A 22,625-nucleotide genomic window follows, 5' to 3' on the forward strand; every position below is an offset into this window, starting at 1 on the left:
CCCGCAGACCCCGCGCCAGCCTGTTGGCCCGCTTGTTCAGCTCGCCATAGCTCAGCGCTGCATCGCCAAACACCAGCACCACTGCATCCGGAGACCGGCGGGCCTGTTCTTCGAACTGCGCATGAAGACAGCGGTCTCGCGGATACCCGGCGTCCGCCCGATTCCACGTATCGAGCAGGAGTTCGCGCTCCTCAGGCGGCAAAATGTCGAGTTGCCGGACAGGAAACTGCGGCCGTCGCTCCAGATTATCGGCCAGTTGCTCGAGCGCATGCTGCATCAACGCGCAGACGCGTTCAGGCGACAGCGGATGGATCACTTGCGCCGTCAGACCCAATGCCTGACCGTAATCCTCGACCGACAGCATCAAAGGGTAATTGGTACGCTCTTCGCCGCCGAGCCACTCGATGCCGTCGACGCCAGCGGCGGTCTCATCCACGCTTGAGTCGGCCGGCATGGCGTTATGGCGGTAGTTCAGGATCGAACTGAACAAGGGGGCCGGCGCCGCAACCTTGCTGCATCGCTGCGCAAGCGCCAGCGAGGCGTGCTCATGCGCCATCAGTTCGGCGAGCCGGGCATGCGCACGGCGAACGCTGTCTTCGACCGCGGTGTCGTCGAGGTCCAGCCGCAGCGGCAATGTGTTGATGAACAACCCCATGGTGCGGTCGCCACCGGCGTCGGCATGCATGCGGCCGAACAGCACCGTGCCGAACACGACGCGCCCGCGACCGCTGCTCCGCGCCACCACCTGACCCCAGGCGAGATGGCAGAGACTGGCGAGGCTCACTCCCAGACGACGCGCCTGAACCCGCAGCCGTCCGTTGAGCGATTGCGACAACGTTCGCCGGGCTTCCGTCACGCCACGGCCGTCGCCGTGCACCCTGTCCAAACCAAACGGCGTGGTCGGTTCATCGATATCCGACAGCATGCTGCGGAAAAAACGCTCATGCCCGGCCGTAGCTTCCGCTCCCCGCGTCTGGGCTACGAGATTTCGGAACGGATACGAAGCCGCCAGTTCATGACCACGCCCGGACAATATCTTCCGGACTTCGTCATGCATCACCTCCAGGGTGGAATGATCGCCGATCAGGTGATGCAGCAAGACCAGCAGCAGCCAGCGATCCTTGCCGGCATCCCGGGCCACCGCAAAGCGCAACAGCGGCGCCTGGCCAAGATCGATCCTGTTTCGTCGCGGATCAAAACGCTGCGCAAGCTGTTCGTGCGCCGGGCTTTCGCGGTCCAGCTCTACCTCGGTGGCGATCAAAGGAGCCTGTCGCCAGACCACCTGTACCGGGGTGGACAGGCCCTCCCATTCAATCGAGGTGCGAAGAATGTCGTGACGATCGATCACCTGCCGCACGGCTGCGAGATAGCGGTCGAGCAAATCGCGGCTTGCAAACGCCATCTGCCCGACGAGCAGATAAGGATCGCCCTCCACTGCCAGCAGATGGTGAAACAGGATGCCGTCCTGAAGCGGCGATAATCCGTAGATATCCTGGATGTTGGCAACGCCACCAGGAACCTTCGCCGCGATCCTGTCGATGTCGGGTTGCTCCAGCCTGATTAGTGGCAGCATATCGGGCGTGATCGCAGCAGCCTGCATCGGGATCAGGTTGGCCGGCACGTCAGCCACGCCGCCACCATCAAGGCTCGCCGCGAAATCAGCCAGCACCGGTTTGGCGAACAGCGTGCGCACGTCCGCGCTGAGCGAATGCCGCTGCAACCGCTCCAGCATGCGGACTGCGAGCAGTGAGTGGCCGCCGAGTTCAAAGAAGTGATCGTTCCGCCCAATGCGCTCGACGCCGAGCAGCTCGGTCCAGACCATGGCAACCGTTTCTTCGCGTTCGCCTTGCGGTGCTTCATAGTTTCGGCGCACGAAGGCATCGTCCTCGGGCGACGGCAGCGCCTTTCGATCGACCTTTCCGTTCGGCGTGAGCGGCAACGCTTCCAGGCGCACGAAAGCCGACGGCACCATATATTCCGGCAAGCAGGCGCGGAGGTGACTGCGCATTGCAGCCGCGAAATCGCCGCCGTCGTCATCCTGCGCAGTTGGCACCACATAAGCAATCAGCCGCTGGTCGCCGTCATGATCCTGGCGCGCCAGCACCACCGCATCAGCCACGCCGGCGTGCTCGTTCAGGCGAAATTCGATCTCGCCCAACTCGATGCGGAAGCCGCGGATCTTGACCTGATGGTCATTGCGGCCGAGGAACTCGATATTGCCACCCGGCAAATAGCGGCCGAGATCGCCGGTGCGATACATCCGCGCCCCCGCATCACCGCTGAAGGGATCGAACACGAAGCGTTCCGCGGTCAGATCGGCGCGATTGAGATACCCGCGTGCGACCCCTGCTCCGCCGACATAGATCTCGCCGATCGCCCCGAGCGGAACCGGCGCACCGAACCTGTCCAGCAGATAAACCTGCGCATTCGGAAGCGGTCGACCGATCGGGACGACGCCGCCTTCAAAGTCCATCGGCCGCAGCCAGGTTGTGGCACAGACGGTTATCTCTGTGGGGCCGTAACCGTTGAAAACGGCCACACCTGACGGGACACCCTTGATCAACTCGGCCTTGGGCAATTCACCGGCGAGGACAAGCACCTGCAGCGATGCCAGGCGATCAAGGTCCGCGCGCCCCTGGAGCAAGGCCGGCGGCAGGGTCGCGTGCGTAATGCCGTTGTGTGCCAGATAATCCAGCAGCTCCGCCGCGTTGCGATGCTCTCGCGGGCCGAGCAGAAACAATTCGGCCCCGGAGCACAGGGCCATGACGATTTCCCAGGTGCTGGCGTCAAAGCTCAAGGAAGCGAACTGAACGACGCGACTGCGCGCGGAAACTTCAAACAGCGCCCGTTGGGCCAGCGCCAGGTTTACCGCACCGCGATGCTCGACCATCACGCCTTTAGGCGTTCCGGTCGAACCCGACGTATAGATAATGTAGGCAAGATGACGCGATGTCAGGCCCGCGACCTCTGGATTTGATTTCGCCAACCCGGCGATAACAGGTGCGTCCGCTTCCAGATCAACGATATCGCATGCTGTTCCCGCGAGCGCCGCGCGCCCGGCATCGTCGCAAATCAGTAATTTTGGCTTTGCGCCATCGACGATCTGCCGCAACCGTTCGGACGGATAGACGGGATCCAGCGGCAGATAGGCGGCGCCCGCCTTGAGTACGGCCAGCAGGCTGACGACCATGGCGATGCCGCGTTCCAGGCAGATCGCGACCGGCTGGTCCGGACCCGCGCCCCGTTCGATCAGATAGTGCGCGAGCTGGTTGGCCCTTGCATCCAGTTCGCCGTAACTCAGGCGGAGATTCTCATACGCCAGCGCAGTGGCATCGGGTGCCTTTCGGACCTGCTCGGCGAACAATTCGTGGATGCAATGTTCGGACGGGTACGGCGTAGCGGTCTGGTTCCAGGTCTCCAGAACGAGTTCGCGCTCTTCGACATCAGCCAGATCGATCCGGTCGACGACCTGACCCACATCAGCGACCATGGCTCGCAGCATGGCAAGCAGATAGTCCCGATGACGCTCGACGGTTGCCTCGTCAAACAGTGCCGTCGCGTAGTTCAGGGCCCCGACGATGCAGCCGTCGGCCTCAGTCAGGTTGAGCTCAAGATCGAACTTGATCTCGCTCAGAGCAGTGTCCGTGATCTCGGCTTTCAGGCCCGGCAATTCAAACGTTGCCGACTCGTTATTCTGCCAGGCGAACACGACCTGAAACACCGGGGCATGGTCCAGACGCCGCGGCGGCTGAATGATCTCGACGAGTTGCTCGAACGGCAAATCCTGATGGTCCTGAGCCGCCAGCGTCGCACCGCGCACGCGGCTCAGCAGCTCCGCCACGTCAGGTTCGCCCGACAAATCGACGCGGAGCGCCAGCATATTGACGAAGAAGCCGACCAGACCCTCGATTTCACGCCGGTTGCGATTGGCCGTCGGCGTACCGATCACGACATCGCTCTGACCTGACAGCCTCGACAACACAGCCGCCCATGCCGCCAGCACCGTCATGAATGCGGTCGTGCGATGAGATTGGCTTAGCTGCTTGATGCCACGTGCAAGCTCGGCGTCGATCTCGATCGGCAATGACACGCCGGCGAGAGACCTGACCGGCTGTCGCGGCCGATCGGTCGGCAGTTCGAGCAAGGCCGGCGCACCCGCCAGCGTCTGCCGCCAATGGTCGACCTGCCGCTGCAATCGTTCGCCCGCAAGCCACTGGCGTTGCCAGGCGGCATAGTCAGGATACTGAATCGGCAGCGCCGGTAGCGGATCGCCCTCGCCGACCATGAAGGCGCGATACAAGGCGCTCAGCTCGCGCACGAGCACACCAATGGACCAGCCGTCCGAAACGATATGGTGCTGGGTCAGCAGGAACAGATATTCGCACTCCGTGATCCGGATGAGACGACCGCGGATCAACGGCCCTTCGGAGAGATCGAAGGACGCATTCGCCTCGTCGCGGCACAGGCGCTCAAGTACCTGCTCGTGCTCCGGTTCGGCTCGCACATCATGGACGAGCAACGGCAGGCCCTGGCGTGCGGGCAACAGCTCGACGCTGGGCTGTCCATCGGCAACACGAAAAATGCTGCGCAGGGATTCGTGACGCGCAAACAGCTGGTCCAGACTCAGGCGCCAGGCGGTAACGTCGAGATCGCCCGAGAGGCGCAGCGCGCCGCGAATGTGATAGTTGGTGCTGGTGCCGTCGAGTTGCGCCAGCAGCCAAAGCCGTTGCTGCGCAAAGGACAATGCAAGCGGCCCGTCGCGCGGCACCGCCGGTATCGAGACGGGTTCTCCCCTGTTGGCGTTGCGGCTCCGGCCCTTGGCCAGCGCCAGGAGTTTTTTCAATCCTTCTGCATCCAGCTCCCGCAAATCGGGTTTCAATAAATCTGCCATTGTCACAATCCCGATGCGATCAGATCTTGAAGTTCTTCCGCATCGAACTCGCGTTCGATCAGCCCGATCGAAACGATCCGGGCGAACTGGGCGAGCTCCGGATGAACGAACAGATCCGAAATCTGGATCGACACGCCGAGATCCTGCGACACCCGGCTGAGCAGCCGCACTGCGAGCAGTGAGTGTCCGCCGAGTTCGAAGAAATGATCATTGCGTCCGATCCGGTCGACGCCCAGCAACTCGGTCCAGATCTCCGCCAGCGCGATCTCGATTTCGTCCTCGGGCGCCGCATAGCGGCGGCGCGCCGCTGCGTCCTCGTCTGGCGGCGGCAGTGCTCGCCGATCGACTTTGCCATTCGGGGTCAGCGGCAGTTGCTCGAGCACCACGATTGTCGTGGGAACCATGTAGTCGGGCAGCATGGCCGACAACGCCTGGCGCAGCGCCTGGCCGTCGAGCGTCCGCTCGCCGCTTGCGTAGGCGATCAGCTGACGTCCCGCTCTTATCTCGCGTGCCACCACGACGGCGGCGCTTACGCCGCGCTGCTCCAGCAAGCGCGCTTCGATCTCCCCCAATTCGATCCGGAAACCGCGAATCTTCACTTGATGGTCCGAGCGTCCGACATACTCGATCACGCCGTCAGCCCGCCACCGCGCCAGATCGCCGGTCCGGTAGAGACGCTCGCCGCTGCCACCGAACGGATCCGGAATAAACCGTTCCGCCGTCAGTGCGCCGCGTTTCAGGTAGCCCCGCGCCAGCCCCACGCCACCGATGAACAACTCGCCCGTTACGCCGGCCGGGACCATGTTGAGTTCAGCGTCGAGAATGTAGGCGGACCGGAGACCAACGGGCCGTCCGATCGGCGCGTACTGACCCGGCGTCAACGCAGCCTCGTCGACAGTCCATGCCGTCGGCGCGATCACCGTCTCGGTCGGACCATAGGCGTTGATCAGAAGCCCGACATTGACTGCTCGACGAAACGCCTTGATTCCCGTATCCGACCAGGCCTCGCCGCCCACGATGCAGACTCTCAGCGAAAGGCGTCGGCCGCTGTGCCGCAACGCTTCACTCAACTGGTCGGCATAGGCCGGAGGCAGGAAGAGTACCGTGACCGAATTACGCTCGATTTCGCCGACCAGGTCGTCGATCAGCAGACCTGGCCTGGACGGCAGGACGAGCGACCCGCCTGTCATCAGCGGCACCAGCCATCTTTCGTGGGCGATGTCGAAATTGATCGAAGCTGACTGAAACTCCCGATCGCCCGAGTTCATGCCGTACAGCCGGCCGATCGCCTCGCAATGCATGGCGAGCGGTCCGTGCGAGACCGTCACGCCCTTCGGTGTTCCCGTCGAACCCGAGGTGTAGATCACATAGGCCAGGCTGTCCGGGTGGATTTCGACATCGAGATTGCTTGCATCGTCACCGGCGCGCCACTGCTGCGGCTCGTCCAGGCGCAAGGCCTCGACCCCGGTGTCGCGGAGCACTGGCGCAAAACGCTTGAGCAGCGCGCTTTCCGTCAATACCAACTTCGTCGCACTGTCGCGCAGCATGTGGGCGAGGCGATCGCCCGGATAGTCCGGATCGAGTGGAAGATAGGCGCCGCCGGCCTTCAGGACCGCCAGCAGCGCGACCATCATGTCCGGGCTGCGCGCCAGCGCCAGGCCGACCAGGCGATCCGGACCAATGCCCCAGCGACGAAGCCGTCGCGCCAGCCGGTTCGCGCGGGCGTTCAACTCACCATAGCTGACTGACGCATCGCCCCACACCAGCGCGACCGACGAAGGCGCCTGCGCGGCCCGCGCCTCGATCTGCGCGACGACGCCGACATAGGAAGACCGCGATGCCGCCAAGTTCGAGGCACAGCTCCAGTCCAGAATTCGCCTTGCTTCATCATGGTCGGGCAATCCGATATCACCCACCGGCCGCTCGGCATTGGCCGCGATCTGCTCCAGCAATCCGCGCAAGCTGTCGCGCAGACGCCCGATCCCGGCTCCGCCAAAACGGGCCCGGTCGTAATTGAACTCCAGATTGAGCGCATCCGCTCCGGCGAACACCGCGACCGCCAGCGCATAGTTGGTGGGCGTGACGTGCTCCACGCGCCCGAGGCGAGGACCGCCCTCGCCGGTTTTCCGCAACGCTTCATCGATCGGATAATTTTCGAAGACCAAGATGCTGTCGAACAGGGTCTGCCCGGCATGACCGGCAAGACGCTGGATCTCGTACAGCGGCGTCCAGCCGTGCTCGCGCAAGGCCAGGTTCTGCTCCTGCAACTGGCGCAGCCAATCGCCGACACTGGCTTCCGGGTTTGGTGCGTCGACGATCGGCAGCGTGTTGATGAACAAGCCGACCATCTCCTCGGAGCCTGCCAGTTCCGCCGGACGGCCCGATACCGTCACCCCGAACGAGATTGCGCCCTGCCCCGAACGCCGCCGCAACAGCTGCGCCCACGCTCCTTGAATGAGCGTGTTAAGGGTCACGCGCTCTCGCTTCGCAAATGACTTCAACCGTTCGGTCAGCTCTGCGCTCACCGCAAGCGCGATGCTGGCATGACCTTTGGCCTCCAGCGCCATGCCGTTCGATGCCCGCGCATTCGCCAGCAAGGTTGCCGTATCCAGCTTTCCCAGCGCATCACGCCAGAACGTGGCTGCGGCTGCATGATCCCTGCCCTGCAGCCACGCGATATAGTCGCGATAGTTGCCTTGCACCGTCGGCAGCGTGCCGCCGCTCACATGCTGCAACACCTCCGCAACCAGCCGCGCCGAGCTCCAGCCGTCGATAAAGATGTGATGATGGGTCCAGATCAGCCAATGCCTGACGTCATCGAGCCGGATCAAACGCACCCGCTGCAGTGGGGGTCGCGAGACATCAAAACCGTTTTCGCGCTCACTCCGAGATACTTCGGCCAGCGCGGCATCCAGCTCGGCGCGTTCGCCGCCGCCATCCAGCGCCGCCGCCCGATCGCGCCAATCTTCCTCGACAAAGGGCACCGCCACATGGCGATACACCACCTGCTGCGCTGAGCCCGACAAATGCTCCCAGACGAAGCCGGTCCGCAATGCGGCGTGCCGGTCACTCACCGCCTGCCACGCAGCTTTCAGCTTGCCGGCATCGAAGCCAAACACTTCGAGCCCGACCTGGTTCACATAGACGTCGTCAGCACCATCCCGGAGCGCGTGGAACAGCATGCCCTGCTGCATCGGCGAAAGCGGATAGATGTCCTCGACACCGCGTAGGTCCAGAGCAGTCCCCAGCCTGTCGAGATCGGCCTGGTCAAGGCCGGACAACGCAACGTCGGACGGCGTAATGCCGGATGCACCGCTGCAGCAATGCGTCACCAGTTCACGCAGGACAGTCTCGTACATTTGCGCCAACCGTTCGACCGTCTCCCGCCGATAACGCTTGCGCCCGTATCCAATGGACAGAAGCAAACATCCCTCGCGCACCTGACCCGTGATATTCAGCCAACCTCTGAGGTGACCTGCACCACTACGTGATGGGCCTGAACTCTCAGGTGCGAAGTCGAAAAGCGAGGAAGCACCTACGCTGCCATCAAACCGGCCGAGATAGTTGAACACGATCCGCGGCTCCGCCAGCCGCGCCAGCGCACTGCGCTGCTCCTCGGAACCGAGATAGCGCAATACGCCGTAGCCAATTCCACGGTTCGGGACGGCGCGGAGTTCTTCCTTGACCGATTTGATCAGTGATGCGTCGTCGCTTGATCCACCATGGAGCCGCACCGGGAACGCTGTTGTAAACCAGCCCACCGTGCGGGAAATATCCGTCGCGGGAAAAATGTCCTCACGGCCATGCCCCTCGAGTTCGATCGTCAAATCTTCGAGCCCGGACCAGCGCGAGACAGCGCGCACCAGGCTCGCCAGCAACAGATCATTGACCTGCGTCCGATAGGCGGATGGCGCTTGCTGCAGCAGTCTCGACGTCAATTCGGTATCGAGTACCAGCGGCACCTCTTCGCCGTCCCCGACGAGATCCAGATCACCGTGATCATTATCGCATGGCAGGTCGGCACCCGCTCCGCGCGCGAGCCAGAACGACAGCTCATCGGCAAGCTCCGGGGTGGCCGCATAGGCGTGCAGCCGCTCCCCCCACGACGCATAGGTTTCGCTCTTCGGCGGCAGCGAGACAGTGGCAGCGCCCTGCTTCAGCTGGCCGTAAGCCGCGGCCAGGTCTTCCAGGAGAACCCGCCACGACACGCCGTCAACCACCAGATGATGAATCGCGATCAGCAGTCGTTGACTGCCATCGGCAAGATCCATTGCTGCCGCGCGCAACAAGGGACCCGATGACAGCGACAGGCTTGCCTGCGCGGCAGAAGTAATCGCCGTGACCTGCGCAGCCTCGCCGACATCCGTGCGAACCCACAGCAATTCCGACGGGGCAGGCGCTGCGCCATATTCTGCCCGCCACGAGCGGTCCTCCTGCTCGAACCGCAGGCGCAACGCATCGTGATGATCCACGACCGCAGCGAGCGCACGTCGCAGCACCTCCCAATCCAACCGCGACTGCGGGACCAGCAGCACGGCCTGGTTCGAATGATTCCGGTTGCCGGCGCCTTCATTGAAGAAGCGGGTCTGGATCGGCAGCAGGCGGTGCACGCCGGTTATCCGGTCGCTCCCGGTGATGGTCTCCGCCTTCGACTTCTCTTTCCTTGCAACAGGCACCGCTGTGATCGTCGCTACCGTCGCCAGGCGCGCCACGGTTTGTTGTCCAAAGACCTGTTTCGGCGTCAGACGAATGCCACGCTTGCGCAGCCGCGCGATGATCTGCAGGCTGAGGATTGAATCGCCGCCGAGTTCAAAGAAATTGTCGTTGCGGCCAATTTGCTCGCGGCCGAGCACCTCGCGCCAGATCGCAGCGATGGCCTCCTCGGTCTCTCCCTCGGGAGCCGCATAGTTCGCGACAATTGTGTCTTGATCCGGTTCCGGCAGCGCCTTGCGGTCCACCTTGCCGTTTGGCGTGAGCGGCAGGCGTTCCAGTAGCACGACGCGCGACGGCACCATGTATTCCGGCAGGACGGCAGCCAGTTGCTGCTTGGTTGCCTCCGCCGTTGGCGCCATGCCGGACCGGGGAACGCAGTACGCGACGAGCTCCTGCCGTTCCGCGCCTGTCCCGATGGCACGGGCAATCACCACCGCGTCGTCGATCTCCTGCAACGCCTTGACCGCGCGCGCCACCTCGCCAAGCTCGATGCGATAGCCGCGCAGCTTGATCTGATCGTCGCCACGGCCGAGGAACACCAACCGCGCCGACTGATCGCAACGAACCCGATCCCCGGTCCGGTAGAGCCGCTCTCCGGCCGGTCCGAACGGATTCGGGACAAAGCGTTCGGCGGTCAGGCCAGGCTGACCACGATAGCCCCGCGCGAGCCCGGCACCTCCGATATAGAGTTCACCGGTGACGCCGATCGGCACCTCGCTTAGCGTGTCGTCCAGCACATGGGCGCGCAAATTAGCGAGCGGCAAGCCGATCGGAACCGGACCTGCCTCCCCTGCAGGCTCCCATTCATGCGTAACCGCCCCGACCGTCGTTTCCGTCGGACCATAGTGATTGAGAATTCGGCATTGCGGCCGCAATTGACGGATTTCGTTCAACAGATCAGCGTCGCAGGCCTCACCGCCGAGAATCAGGACATCGCGGGGCAAGAGATCGGCCGAGCGTGACGCCTGCAACAGGCCGCGCAGATGGCTGGGCACGATCTTGAGAATGCCGACGTCGCCATCCCGCATCGCCTTCGCAAACAAATCCGCATCGAGGATGGCTTCCGGAACCAATAGATTCAGCGTCGCCCCGGAGGCAAGTGCGCCGAACAGAACGGTGTGGCCGAGATCGGCCGCGACGGTAGAAACCAACGCCATGCTTGCACTCGGCGACGGCTGCACGCGTTGCAGCAGGGCCTGGACATAATTGGCCAGCGCACCGTGCGACACGGCGACGCCCTTGGGCGCCCCGGTCGATCCCGACGTGTAGATCACATAAGCGGTCTGCGCCGGATGAATCGTGCTGCCCGGAGGCGCGCTCGACAATTCTTCAGAGGTGGCGTCGGCGTCCGCATCGAGCACAAGGCAATCAAGCGTAAGCGCCTGGGCCAGCTTCTCACCGGACGCCAACACGATCTCGATCCCGCCATCCGCCAGGATGCCTCGGACCCGTTCCACCGGCCATTTCGGATCGAGCGGCACATAGGCACCGCCGGCCTTGAGCACGCCGAGCAGCGCCGTCACGAAGGCCGGCGAGCGCTCGATCCAGAGCCCAACAGGCGTTTCCCGTGTCACGCCCCTGGCAGCGAGCATGCGCGCGATCCCCTCCGACTTCCGCTCGAGGTCCGCGAAAGTCAGTCTCTCGCTGCCGCATTGGATGGCAACCGCGGTCTGTCGATCGGCCGTCGAGGCGCGATAAAGACTGACCACATCGGTGCATCGGAACGCAGCGGTCTGGCTCGGCACCAGCTGCCGATTCGCATCGTCGATGACGAAGTCCGACACAAGGCGTTCTGCGTCTTCCGCGATCTGGCGGAGCAGCGAGCCGAACTGTGTCGCCAGCCGCGAGATCGTCGCGGAGTCGAAAAGATCGGTGGCGTAGTTGAAGGTCGCCTTCATGCCATTGGCGCCATCGACGATATCAAGTGCGAGATCGAAATGCGAACCCGCGAGGTCCAGGATGTCGATCTCGGCAGCAAGTCCTTCGACGCCGTCAAATCCGCTCGGCGCCTTCATATAGTTGAACTTCGCCTGGAACAGCGGGTTATGACCACCGCTGCGTTCAGGCCGCAGACCATCGACCAGCATCTCGAACGGAAGATCCTGATGGGAGAGCGCATCGATCACCGCTCCCTTGACCTGTTGGAGCAGGTCCGGGAACGTCGCTCCATCGGCGATCTCGGCACGCAGCACCAGCGTATTGACGAAGCAACCGATCAATCGTTCGAGCTGCGCGTGACGACGCCCGGCTACGGGCACACCGACGCGCACATCGCTCTGGCCCGTATAGCGATATAGCAGCCCCTGATACGCCGCGAGCAGCAGCATGAAGACGCTCGCGCGATGTTTTCCCGCGATCTCGCGGAGCCGGGCGGCCAACGCGCCGTCGATCGTAACGCCGATCGTATCTCCGCCATGGCTTTGCGCCGCCAGACGCGGCCGGTCATGGGGCAGAGCCAGCACCGGGTGCATGTCACCCAGCTTTGAACGCCAATAAGCTAGCTGCCGGTCTGCCTCACCTCCCGCAAGCCAATCGCGTTGCCAGCTTGCGAAATCCGCATATTGAACCATCGGCACCGGCGGTGGACCGACGCCCTCCCGGATGAAGCTGCGATAAAGCCCCGCCAACTCCTGGAGCATCACGTCGAGCGACCAGCCATCGACGACAATGTGGTGGGCCAGCAGCAACAGTTCGTGCTCATCGTCCGCGAACTGCAACAGGGCCGCCCGCAACAACGGCCCATTGACGAGATCGAACGGTTTGGCGAGTTCGGACTGACCGAGCCCCGCGGCGTGTTCGGCACGGGCGTGCGCGGGATATGAGCGGAGATCCTTGTGCCGGATGGCAACACTCAGCGAGCCATGAACCACCTGCTCTGCGCGGCCTTCGTGCGCGGCAAACGTGGTGCGCAACACCTCATGGCGCTGGACGATTTCCGCAATCGCCCGCGACAAGGCGGCATGATCGAGCTTTCCTTTCAGCCGTACGGTGCTGGCAACCGTGTAGGCCGTTCCGCCGGGGTCCATGTTCCAGAGAAACCACAGCCGTTCCTGGGCATGGGACAAGATCATGCGGCTTGCCGGCGCCGCCCGCTGGATCGGCGGGAGAGTCCGCCCCGCGCCTTCACCCACCAGGGTATCGATCCGCCCTGCGAAGGCTGCGAGCGTCGGCGCATCGAAGAAGCTGCGCAATTCCAGCTCTACGCCGAAACGTTCGCGGATCGCGGCGGCGGTCTGTCCGGCCGTGATCGAGTTTCCGCCCAATACGAAGAAATCGTCCTCTCGGTGGACAGCCTGCACGCCGAGCGCGTCGCGCCAGATCGACGCCAGGGCACGCTCGGTATCGCCCGCGGGCGCCGTCAATGCGGCGCCATCGCGGCGACGCCCTCTTTCGAAGACCATGAAACTGTCGAGCGTGTTGTCGGCCCAACGCGCGCTACAGGCGGAACGCTGCAGCTTCCCGCTGGTCGTCAGCGGCATCCCCTGCGGGTTCAACAGGATGATGACAGCCGGATATTCCTGAGCCTGTCGAAGCACAGCCTCGCCGATGGCCTGAGCAAGAACCCCGGGATCACTGCGCCTAAGAACAACACGGCTGAACTCGGCCGCGACTCCAATGCTTTCCCGTCCGTCGATCTCGACCGCAAAAGCGGCCACCCGGCCGCTGCGAACCAACTCGACGTCGGCCTCCACCGCCTGCTCGACATCCGTCGGATAGACGTTCTGCCCGCGGACGATCAGGAGATCCTTGAGCCGGCCGGTGACGACCAGCGTGCCGTCTCGAATGAAGCCGAGATCTCCGGTGCGCAGCCAGCGCATGCCATCCCGCTCGACGAATGCCTTGGACGTGGCCTCCGGATTATTCCAGTACCCGAGCCCAACGCTGGGACCTGCGACCCAGATCTCGCCGACCTCGTCAGCCTCTGTGACCGTCGATCCATCCTTGCGCATGATGCGCGTGACATGATCGCCGACCGTTTGACCGCAGGCCACCAGGTCGGTGCCTTCACCGGCGTTCGCAATACGACCCGCCGCGAGCGCGGCTGTATCGAGCGTATAGCTGACGGATTCGGTCATTGGGCTTCCTGCCGTCACCAGCAGCGTCGCCTCAGCCAGACCGTAGCAGGCGGTTAACGCACGTCGATCAAAACCGGTCCGCTCAAATCGCTCGCCGAATCTCTGAAGCGTGGTTTTGCGGACAAACTCCGAGCCGGAGAATGCGAATCTCCAACGGCTCAGGTCGAGCCGGCCGATCGTGTCATCGGAAACCCGATCGGCACACAACGCGTAGGCAAAATCGGGTCCACCGCTCAACGTTCCGCCGTGACGGTCGATAGCCTCAAGCCACCGTCGAGGCCGCTCGAGAAAATTGCGCGGCGACATCAAGACAGCGGTAAAGCCGGTGAACAGTGGATTCAGCAGTCCACCGATTAGTCCCATGTCGTGATAGAGCGGCAGCCAGCTGACGAAAACATCGTCAAGCGTTCCTCCTGTGACGGCCTGGATGGCCTTCTCGTTAGCTGTCAGATTGGCGTGCGAGACGCAAACCCCCTTCGGTTGCGACGTCGACCCCGACGTGTACTGCAGGAAAGCGACAGCATTCGCCGCAGGACTTGTCTCTCGCCATTGCGCAGCGAGTTCAGACGAAACCGCATCAACCTCGATAATCCGGACATTCGTCTGTTCGGGGAGCGTCGCTTCCACGGCAGCACGCAGATTTGTTTCCGTCAGAATGAAGCGCGGCGTCGCGTCGCGCAGAATGCCGTTGAGGCGACCTGCATAGCGATCGGCAGCACCTTCAGGCGGATACGCCGGAACCGCGATCACACCCGCGTAAAGACACGCATAGAATGCCACGGCATAGTCGAGCCCGCTGGGCAGCAGGATGACCGCCCGCTCGCACGCGCCGCCCAATTGTTGCAACCGGGACGCGACGGCGCGAACCCTTTTATCAAGAGCGGCGAATGTCAATTCGCCGGCGACATCATCGCCTTCGAGGAAGCGCAACGCCACCCGATCCGGACGCAACGCTGCGTGGCCGCGTAGTCGTTCGACGAGATTGTCTTGATACATTTTCTCGAAATCCAGTCCGGAAATCTCCGCCTCGCGGGCAGCGAGGGACGATCAGCTCTGCCGATGCGCCTCGGCCATGGCGACGATCACCTTGCGCGGGCCCTTGAACGGCGCGCGCGCATGCGCGGTGAGCATGTTGTCGAGCATGACGACATCGCCGGCCTGCCAGGGAAAGCTGATCTTGTGCGCCTCCAGCACGTTGCGCACGGTGGTCAGCGTCTCGTCGTCGATCGGCGCCCCGTCGCCGTAGAACACGTTGCGCGGCAGCTCGACCTCGTCGCCGACAACGTCGAGCAAGCTCTCACGCACCTCCGGCTCGAGATTCGAGACGTGAAACAGATGAGCCTGATTGAACCAGACCCAGTCGCCCGTTACGGGGTGACGTGCCGTGCCCTGGCAGATCTGGCGCGTCCGCAGTTCGCCGTCTTCTTTCCATTCACAGTCGATGTCATGGCGGGCGCAATAGGCCTCGACCTCCGACCTGGAATCGGTACCGAACACCTGCTGCCAGTCGACATCGAGGCCGTTGCCGTAATTGCGGACATACATGACGCCCTTCTCGGCGAAACGCTCCCGAATGGCTGACGGCATGTCTCGATGGATCGCGCGGCTGTCGGCGATCGGCGTCTCGCCGCCCTCTTGTGCCGGCTGCATGCAATAGAACCAGATCTTCATCGGCCAATCCCTTGTATAGGCCTGCTCGTTATGTAGCGGAATATGCTGGTGCGGCGGGTATTCGGTGGACGTGTAGACGCCAGAAGTGACCTGCGAGCGCGGCGTCGATCCGAACTCGTAGCTGAGCAGCGGATGGCCAAAATCGGCCGCGAAAGCCCGGAACGCGTCGGGGCCATCGAGAGAGAAGTCACGAAACACGATGCCGCCGCAATCGGTCAAATGCCGGTCGATGGTATCTCGCAGCATCGGAAGCGCCGCGCCGAGCGGCTGCCCGGCCTTGTCGGCCTTCAGCAACAACGGAAGGCTCTTGCCTTCAACGAGTGGCAGGACGGAGAATGCGCTCATGATCCTTGCTCCAATGCGAACCAATCGACCGTCCCGATTGCCGGGCCAGGGCCGATCCGACCAGGTCGAGCAGTTCGGCTTGCTGCGTGTGAATGAAGAAGTGATGTCCCGGCAGCATGTCGAGCGCGAACTCGGCTGAGGTCTCCTGCTGCCAGGCTTCCAGCGACTGGCGGCTGGTCTCGTCGTCGATGCCGCCGAAGATGTGGACGGAACACGGCAGCGGACGCCGCGGCCGATAGGTATAGGCGCCGCACATCAGGAAATCGGCGCGCAGCACCGGCAACGCCGATCGCATGAGTTCCGCATTCGCCAGTGCTTCGTCGGGCGTCCCCTGAAGATTGCGCAGTTCCTTCAGCAGCGCTTCGTCGCTCAGCGGCAGGCGCCATTTGCTTCCGTCTCGAACGGCCGGCGCCTCCGTGCCCGACCCGAAGAAGATGGCCGGCGCGGATGCGCCGCGATCGAGCAGGCTGTGGGCAACCTCAAACGCAATCAGCGCGCCGAGGCTGTGCCCGAACAGCGCATAAGGACCATCAAGCTGTGCGTCGATCTCTGCGGCCAGTTGCACGGCGAGTGCTCGCGGATCGGTCGCCAATGGCTCGTCCATCCGCGCGCCGCGTCCGGGCCACTCGACCGGCCGGACGTCGATCCAAGCGGGCAGCAGCCTGCGCCACCGCGCATAGAACATGGCGCTGCCGCCGGAGTATGGCAGACAAAAAAGCCGCATCGGAAGACGGGCTCCGCTTGCTAAGCCGATTTCGGCGCAGGAGGCGCTTCGTCCATGAATTTGCGCAGCGTCAGGGGACGCATGTCGGTCCACACCTGCTCAATGTGATCCAGGCATTCCTTCTTGGTGCCGGTCTTGCCGACTGCCGTCCAGCCGTTTGGAATATCCTTGAACGTCGGCCAGATCGAATATTGCTCTTCGTGATTGATGACGACGGTGAAGGTGACGTCTTCTCTGTCAAAAACCATCATGGCCGGCACCTTTCAGAAAAACGAAGCAACGGCGTCTGACTAGGTCAGAAGCAAATGATGGTCAAAGCAATATCGGCGACGCAGTTTTTAATAGCTCCAAGGTGGCGCGTTAGTGGAAAATACAACCTCCGCGCAGCGACCGGGCGCGCGCGGCAAGTGACTGATTTGCAAGGCGATCCGTATTTTGTCGAATTCTAATCATCCAAGCTGGAACATTTTTCGTTCTGGAAATCGGACACCAGCTCTCGAGTTTTTTTCATCGCATTGTCATCAATTCCGTCGGAATGAGAACGACCCCCGAACAAGACAATGCCGCCGCGGATGAAATCCGCGACGGCACGCACTGCCGGAAAACGGCGCAACGTTTAGAAGTTGAACGTCGTCGACACCAGATAGGTGCGCGGCGCGGCAAGCGTGATCACACCGCTGTAGGCCGACGCCCAATAGGTCTTGTTGAAGACGTTCTCGACATTGGCACGGATCACGATCGGCTTGCCGTTCCACGGAGACGTCAGGGTATAACGCGCTCCGAGATCGACCCTCGTCCATTCCGGGATGGAAAGCGTATTGGTCACGTTGGCATACTGCGAGGCGGTATAGATCACCCTGCCCGTGAGTGTCAGGTCGCGCAACGGCGTATCCCACTCCGCACCGATGTTGGCGTTGAAGCCGGGCACGCCGACCGCCTTCCTGCCGTCGGTATTCACGCCGGCCACGGTGGGCGTGGCAACCTGCCTGCCGTCGATCAACGCCACGCCGCCAAGCACCCGGAATTCGGGGGTTATTTCGCCGAACACGTTGAGTTCAGTGCCGCGATTGCGCTGCCTGCCGTTAAGTTGCTGGGTCGCCGTCACGCCCGTTCCCACCGCGATAATGCTCGCCTGCTCGATCTCGAACATACTGAGGGTCGTGGTCAGGCGGCCCGTATCGAACTTGACACCGGCCTCGGCCTGGGTGGTCTTGCTGGGCGGGAATACGGTACCCACGTTGGTGAAAGCGCCGCCAACGACGGTCGGTGTCTGGAGTCCTTCGATGTAGTTTGCGTAAAGCGAGATATTCTCGACCGGCTTGACCACGAGGGCATAGGCCGGGGTCCACACGCTTTCAGACTGGAACGGCCGGTTCGGATTGGCCACTGTAGCAAATACGTTGTTGATCTCACTCCCTGCGGTCTGGCGACGGACACCGACGGTCAACTGGACGCGATTGTTCCACGTCGACATCGTATCGGAAACGCCAAAGCTCGACAGATTCACGTGGGTGACCTGACTGGCCGACAATGTCGTGAAGTTGGGCTTGGGAATATTGGTCGGCTCGGTGTAGAGGTTCCAGAAAATAATATCGGTCAGGGCATTAGCGGACCGCGTCCGGACCTGCTGGTCATAGGTTCGGTCGTTCTCCGAATAGTTGAAGTTCAAGGCATGTCTAACGGGACCGGTGTCCACCGTTGCACGAACGCCAGCCTCGCCCGCGAGCGTCTCGAACCTCTCACTCCCCATCAGCGGTCGCGACCACAAGCCTCCCGCCTGCAACGTTCCCGGAGGGATCGTTATGGCACCCGGCGCGATATTGGAGATGTTGGGCGAAGGGTAGGCATAGTTGATGTTGCTGTCGTGATAACCAAAAGCCGCATAGGCGGTTAGGTTGTCGGCAAGATCCACCTCGCTCCTTACGGTCGAGAAAAAGTCCGTCGGCGTGTAATAGGCCCACGGAACCTGGAAATTGAGCCCCGCCTTCGGCGGCGCGGGAATGAACTGCGTCGCGGGTGCGGCCGTGGCGCCAGGCGTGTTGAAGAAGCGCAGCGGCGGATTCAGATTGTCGGCCTGATAGCCGATATCGACTTCCACGCGCGCGTTCTCGCCCCGATAATCAAGGCCCAGGACAGCGTTGCCGAATTCGTCGGTCTGACGATTCCACGGGGTGCCGCCGTTCGAATAGGTGCTGTTCAGCCGGACGCCCCACTCCTTGTGCTCGCCGTAGCGCCGGCTGACGTCGGTGATCTGTCCGAACTGCGACCTGGAAACGTAGGTCCCCGTCAGCCGCGTAATATCGACATCCGGAGCATGCTTGGTGATGAGATTGACGGTGCCGCCGACAGCGCCGCCGCTCGTCGCACCGGTGCCGCCAACCGTCATGCCGTTGAGCAAGGCGCTCGGACCCTTTAGAACCTCGACGCGCTCGACGAAATTTGCACCCGTGGAGTAGTATGGCGCGATGCCGGCCAGGCCGTTCAAACTGTAATCGCCGCTGTCGTAATAGAAGCCGCGAATGAAGAGACCATCGGCGCCGCCACCTGCCGCCTGTATCACTCTGACCGAAGGATCATTCGCCAGCACGTCACGAATCGTGCGGGCCTGCTGATTCGCAATCAATTCCGCAGTGTAGCTGGTCTGGTTGAACGGCGAATTCATCACGCCGCGGTTGCCGAGAAGGCCGAGGCTTCCGCCCGTCGCCACCTGCCCGCCCGCATAGGGGGCCGGCGGCGCACCGAGTGTTCCGGTCGAAGGTGTCAGATACGGAACCGGTTCGACGCGGCGAGGCGCGGGCGCGGCGACGCGGCGTTGCACGCGCGACGTGGACGTTTGCGTTCTCCGTGCCGCGGGCCGCGCTCGCTGCTGCGTCGGAGCATCTACGGTGACGGGCGGCAAGCTCTGCGCGAACGCTTTCTGACCGCTCGCAAAATCGAGCGAAAGAGCAAGATAACTTACCGCGCCCAACGAAACAGCGCGCACAACATTTCTGGTCGCAATCTTATACGTCATACTTCCACCCCAAAGCCCATAAGCAGGTCCCTGAGGCCGTTCTATCTTCGCGAGTGGAAACAGCGAGTAGAAGCTATCTAAGGTAACGCTATGCGCGCGCAACAGATTGCATCAGTGGCGATCGAGCAACACCGCGCAGTTTCCAATCGTTCTAAACTATACCTGAATTTTTAAGCGTTCTAAATTTGCAAGCTGCGCGCGAAATTCAATCACGCGCGTGACGTCAGCTGCGCGCCATCTCATCCCAACAGATTACGTAATGCACGGATGAAGACCCGCGACCCGATTTCGATCAATTCGTCCGGAAAATCATAGTCCGGCTGATGCAGGCCGGGATGCCGCGTGCCCGCCCCCAGGAAAAACATCGCGGCCTTTGACCGGTAGTTGAAACGTCCAAAATCCTCCGACCCCCGCATCGGCAGCCCCTGCCCGGAATACGGCACGCCCTCTGCCTCCAGCGCGCTCCGGAGATGGACGACGGCCTCCGCGTCATTCATGCAATGATTGAACACATCGCGATAGATGATCTCCGCCTTCAGTCCTTCGCTTGCCGCCACGCTCTCGACCAGGCTTTCGGCCTGCGCGCGAAGGGCGTCCATCTTCGAATCGGTCAACGTCCTGAGTGTCGCCCAGACCTCGGCATGACCGGGCGAGATGCCGAACGCCGGTTCTCCCAACCTCGCATGGGTGACGGTCACCATGGAGAAATCTTCGTCGAGCGCCCCGCCCCGTCCGAGCGCATCGATCTCGTCCAACAGCCTCGCGATGGCTGCCTGCGGCGAAACACCGAGTTCGGGGCTCGACGCGTGCGAGGTTCGCCCGGACAGTTTGATCTGCATACCGCGAGAGGCGCAGTTGACCAGCCCCTCGACGATCGAAACTTGCCCAAGAGGAAGTCCCGGCAAATTGTGCAACGAGAACACAAAATCGGGCTGCACCTGCTCAAACTTCTCGTCGGCGAGGACAGCAGCGGCGCCAGATCCATCCTCTTCCGCCGGTTGAAACAGCAGTACGGCCCGCCCTCGTTGCGGGCGCTGACGATCCAAGCCGCGCGCCACCGCCGCCAAAATCGTCATGTGACCGTCGTGACCGCAAAGATGCGCTTTTCCTGGTTCCGACGACCGATACGGCAGAGCCGAGATCTCCTGGATCGGCAATCCATCCAGCTCGGCGCGAAGCATGATCGTCGGGCCAGGTGCATCTCCTTGGTAGATCCCGAGCAGGCCATGCCCGCCAAGTCCCGTGACGACCTTGTCGGCACCAGTTGCATGGAGAAGCGCCTTCACTGCTTGCGCGGTCTTCTCTTCCTGCCCTGACAATTCGGGCTTGCTGTGGAGCTGGTGCCGCCACGCAATCAGTTCCGTCAATTCCCGCTCAGCCAAAAACATGCTCATGCTCATCACGTTCAGCTCAATAGGCCCCGATTTCGGGCGTTGATCATGACATCACATAACACCAGGAACGAGTCGCAAGGACAGGAACCTGATCGTTGTCACTCACATCAGGACGATCGCATCGAGTGAAGTCGATCTTGAATCGATCAAAATTAGGTATCGAACCAAGCTTAGAACAATTTGAAAGGACCATCGAAAACGATCCAGACGGCTCGCTCGCCTTGCTTAAAAAGCCAGTCATTGGAGCAACAAGCCGAAATCCTGTCACCATTAGAAATATTCCAAACCTCTCCTGCAACGCACACGCATGAATGCGCCGTGAGATTTGACGCAACCGCGCTTTTTTGCGAGCAGACCTAGAAGCGATCCAATTCAGCCTGCCCGTCATGTCAAAGGTGAGTCTGTCTCATATGGCCAAGACAAAGAGCACGACCGTTAAACCTGAACCAGTTTTGCCGGATCGGATCATTCAGTTGACGGAAAATGCGCCGTACGCACCGTTGGTGGTACGGCACACGGCCGATCGCGCTGCTTTCCTGCCGGAAATACTATCGTTGCACACAAAGCACGAGCTTTCGGAAATACCCGGGCTTGGGAAGGCGTCGATCGCAACGATCGAGGTGTGGCTGGCCGAGCATGGGCGCAGGTTGCGAATGCCCGGCGAAAGCCTCGATGCCGTCATTTGCCATTTTGGCGCCAGGCGCAGGCACACCGGCGAGCACAAGCTCGGGGCGCGCCTTCGATCCGCCCCCGTCGATCACCGGCCGTGAACATGACAATATTTCCGAAGCAGACGGCGGGATCAGCGTCGACGGCGGCGTTCAAAGCCAACCGCTACGCACAAGGTCGGCCGGGGTCGCGCATGACTCATGCACGTCCGACGGCTTGCATGACGCGCAAGTCACTGGACGGGACAGTCTGTGTTTTCGCTGCCAGCGCCGCCTGCAAAGCCTCGACATCGGCACGCAGATTCGGCTTCCAGCCGCAGGGACAACCGTCATCACAACGATGCTGATCGGCGACTTCCCTGTAGACGGCTCCGAGCGCGGACGCGGCAAGGCTCATGACGGTCATGGGCGGCAGCTGGGTGGTACGAAGGACATCGCAGAAGGCCGTCATAATGGACCGATGCATCTCTGCGCCGGCAGATTCGCTATCCGTGTCTGATTGCATGACTGCTCGGATCCTCTTCCTTGTTCGCGCCCATGGCGGGCGGCCGCGAAGGCCACAATGTGCTCAGAGAAACGCACCCTGCGCGACCAGCGTCAGCGCCGGACAATCGATACGCCCTGACGTGATTGCCATCAAGCGATCGCCTGCGTTTCAAAATTTGAATGGCTCGAAACTGTAGAGAACAGATTGCCCAGCATGAACACGCGGACATGAATCCGCGATCTCGCGGCCTAATATGCCCGAGCTCTGCCAGAAATTCCTTGCCCTCGAAAAATAGAGGGCGCAGGGAAGACCGGGTGCGCGCTGCACCCGCGGTCTCGCGTGCGGTTTGCACAAAACAAAGTGCACACGAGCATACAGGGCAGCGGTGAACACCCGGCCTTCCCTGCGCAATGGCTTTACGGCTTATGCCGTGATCTCCCCGGAGACGAGTTCTTGGTTGACTCCGTCACCGCCGGTTCAGCTCACGCCTACCCGACGGCTTGACACCTGCAACGGGTGCCAGGACCACACGGTTTTGCCGTACGCTTATCCACGCCGTCGTCGAGGCGTAAACCAGCGTCCACCGCAACCCGTCCAACGTCCGTGACGACGGCCGACGCCCTTCTGAGTAGGACGGGATGGC

The 22,625-nt window shown here is 62.3% G+C and carries 9 protein-coding genes; 1 reads left to right on the forward strand and 8 read right to left on the reverse strand.

Annotated features, from left to right (window positions below; translation table 11 throughout):
- From JQ600_RS36220 to JQ600_RS36250, 7 genes are all read right to left on the reverse strand, one after another.
- A partial coding sequence (locus JQ600_RS36220) for a non-ribosomal peptide synthetase (protein WP_212490428.1) occupies positions 1-4,891 on the reverse strand: 4,891 nt, incomplete at its 3' end.
- A gap of 2 nt (positions 4,892-4,893) precedes the next feature.
- Complete coding sequence (locus tag JQ600_RS36225) at positions 4,894-14,676, reverse strand: non-ribosomal peptide synthetase (RefSeq protein ID WP_212490429.1); 9,783 nt, start codon at positions 14,674-14,676, stop codon at positions 4,894-4,896.
- A gap of 51 nt (positions 14,677-14,727) precedes the next feature.
- A complete protein-coding gene (locus tag JQ600_RS36230) occupies positions 14,728-15,696 on the reverse strand; it encodes a TauD/TfdA family dioxygenase (RefSeq protein WP_212386180.1) in 969 nt (322 codons plus the stop codon).
- On the reverse strand, positions 15,665-16,420 hold the full coding sequence (locus JQ600_RS36235; protein WP_212270298.1) for a thioesterase II family protein: 756 nt from the start codon (positions 16,418-16,420) through the stop codon (positions 15,665-15,667). Before JQ600_RS36235 ends, JQ600_RS36230 begins: the two co-directional genes overlap by 32 nt.
- Before the next feature lie 20 nt (positions 16,421-16,440).
- Entirely contained in the window at positions 16,441-16,671 is a 231-nt protein-coding gene (locus tag JQ600_RS36240; protein WP_212270299.1) for an MbtH family protein, read from the reverse strand.
- 365 nt (positions 16,672-17,036) lie between these two features.
- Positions 17,037-19,433, reverse strand: coding sequence for a TonB-dependent siderophore receptor (locus JQ600_RS36245; RefSeq protein ID WP_212386221.1), 2,397 nt, complete (start codon positions 19,431-19,433; stop codon positions 17,037-17,039).
- Between the two features lie 239 nt (positions 19,434-19,672).
- Complete coding sequence (locus JQ600_RS36250) at positions 19,673-20,821, reverse strand: amidohydrolase (protein WP_212386222.1); 1,149 nt, start codon at positions 20,819-20,821, stop codon at positions 19,673-19,675.
- Positions 20,822-21,237: 416 nt separating this feature from the next.
- On the opposite strand from JQ600_RS36250, the gene JQ600_RS36255 reads away from it, so the two are divergent.
- Positions 21,238-21,597, forward strand: a complete 360-nt coding sequence (locus JQ600_RS36255) for a hypothetical protein (protein WP_212270301.1) — start codon at positions 21,238-21,240, stop codon at positions 21,595-21,597.
- A 97-nt stretch (positions 21,598-21,694) separates the two neighbouring features.
- Here JQ600_RS36255 and JQ600_RS36260 read toward each other — a convergent pair whose 3' ends face one another.
- Complete coding sequence (locus JQ600_RS36260) at positions 21,695-22,000, reverse strand: hypothetical protein (RefSeq protein ID WP_212386181.1); 306 nt, start codon at positions 21,998-22,000, stop codon at positions 21,695-21,697.
- Between the last annotated feature and the right edge of the window lie 625 nt (positions 22,001-22,625).

Source organism: Bradyrhizobium sp. AUGA SZCCT0176 (assembly GCF_018130145.1).
Lineage (GTDB): Bacteria > Pseudomonadota > Alphaproteobacteria > Rhizobiales > Xanthobacteraceae > Bradyrhizobium.

Excerpts from the sequence above, each read along its gene's own strand:
- JQ600_RS36235 (WP_212270298.1), bottom strand. The coding sequence starts at position 16,420 with ATGCGGCTTTTTTGTCTGCCATACTCCGGCGGCAGCGCCATGTTCTAT.
- JQ600_RS36250 (WP_212386222.1), bottom strand. The coding sequence starts at position 20,821 with ATGTTTTTGGCTGAGCGGGAATTGACGGAACTGATTGCGTGGCGGCAC.
- JQ600_RS36225 (WP_212490429.1), bottom strand. The coding sequence starts at position 14,676 with ATGTATCAAGACAATCTCGTCGAACGACTACGCGGCCACGCAGCGTTG.
- JQ600_RS36255 (WP_212270301.1), top strand. The coding sequence starts at position 21,238 with ATGGCCAAGACAAAGAGCACGACCGTTAAACCTGAACCAGTTTTGCCG.
- JQ600_RS36230 (WP_212386180.1), bottom strand. The coding sequence starts at position 15,696 with ATGAGCGCATTCTCCGTCCTGCCACTCGTTGAAGGCAAGAGCCTTCCG.
- JQ600_RS36245 (WP_212386221.1), bottom strand. The coding sequence starts at position 19,433 with ATGACGTATAAGATTGCGACCAGAAATGTTGTGCGCGCTGTTTCGTTG.
- JQ600_RS36240 (WP_212270299.1), bottom strand. The coding sequence starts at position 16,671 with ATGATGGTTTTTGACAGAGAAGACGTCACCTTCACCGTCGTCATCAAT.
- JQ600_RS36260 (WP_212386181.1), bottom strand. The coding sequence starts at position 22,000 with ATGCAATCAGACACGGATAGCGAATCTGCCGGCGCAGAGATGCATCGG.